Annotated in this window: 1 protein-coding gene; it reads left to right on the plus strand. The window is 70.8% G+C overall.

The features are described 5' to 3' along the window. Positions 1-1,334: zinc-binding dehydrogenase (locus tag A5747_RS21030; RefSeq protein WP_142245670.1), on the plus strand; the 1,334-nt coding region annotated here is incomplete at both ends.

Genomic DNA, 1,334 nt, shown 5'->3' on the forward strand with positions numbered 1-1,334 from the left:
GAGACGATGCTGCCGTTTTCCTGGCAGGGCGTGTGTCTGCACGCAGCCGGGGCATCGAGGGTCCGGGTGCGGATCGCGCCCGCGGGCGCCGGGGCGGTCTCGGTGGACCTGGCCGATGGTGCAGGCCTGCCCGTGTTGTCGGTGCGCGAGTTGGTGCTTCGCCCGGTCTCGGCGAAGGCGCTGTCGGCGGCGGTCGCGGCCGCCGCCGGTGGCGGTGGCGGCTTGTTCGACGTCGTGTGGTCCCCGGTTCCGGTGGAACCGACTGGCATTGGCGACGACGGCGCGACGGTGTGGCAGCTGGGCCCGGCGGCCGACGGTGTGGTCCGCTCGGTGCGCGCGGCTACCCATGAGGTGCTGCGGGTGTTGCAATCGCGGCTCGCCGGAGATGATTCCGAGAAACTGGTCGTGGTGACGCACGGCGCGGTCAGTTGGGCCGGCGAGGATGTCGAGGACTTGGCCGGCGCGGCCGTGTGGGGGCTGGTGCGCTCCGCGCAGGCCGAGCATCCGGGCCGGTTCGTGTTGGTGGACTCGGACGGGTCGATGGATGTCCGCGATGTCATCGGTTGTGGTGAACCGCAACTCGTGGTGCGTTCCGGTGTCGCACACGCCGCCCGGTTGACCCCGGTCGGGGCCGGGGCGGTACTGGAGCTGCCGGATGGGGGCTGGCGGTTGGCCGCCGGCGGCGGCGGCACGCTGGAAGATCTGGTCGTGCAGCCGAGCGCAAGGGTGGAGCTGGCGGCCGGGCAGGTGCGGGTGGCGGTGGCCGCGGTGGGGGTGAACTTCCGGGATGTGTTGGTGGCGCTGGGAATGTATCCCGGCGGCGGCGAGATCGGAGTCGAGGGCGCGGGAGTCGTCGTCGAAGTCGGGCCGGGCGTAACCGGGCTTGCGGTCGGCGATGCCGTGCTGGGTTTGTTGGGGGTGGTGGGTTCCGAGGCGGTGGTGGATGCGCGACTGGTGACGGCGGTGCCGACGGGCTGGTCGCTGGTGGAGGCCGCGAGCGTGTCGGTGGTGTTTTTGACCGCGCTGTACGGGTTGTCGGTGCTGGCCGGAGTCAAGGCCGGACAGAGGGTGCTGGTGCATGCCGCGGCCGGTGGGGTGGGCATGGCGGCGGTGCAACTGGCGCGTCACTGGGGTGCGGAGGTTTTCGTCACCGCCAGCCGCGGCAAGTGGGAAACGCTGCGGGCGATGGGTTTTGACGACGACCACATCGGGGATTCACGAACGCTGGAATTCGAGCAGAAGTTTCTTGCCGCGACCGGCGGCGCCGGGGTGGATGTGGTGCTCAACTCGCTGGCCGGTGAGTTCATCGACGCGTCGCTGCGGTTGCTGTCCGA

Origin of the sequence: Mycobacterium sp. IS-836 (genome assembly GCF_001954275.1) — a bacterium.
In the GTDB taxonomy this organism is placed as follows: Bacteria; Actinomycetota; Actinomycetes; order Mycobacteriales; family Mycobacteriaceae; genus Mycobacterium.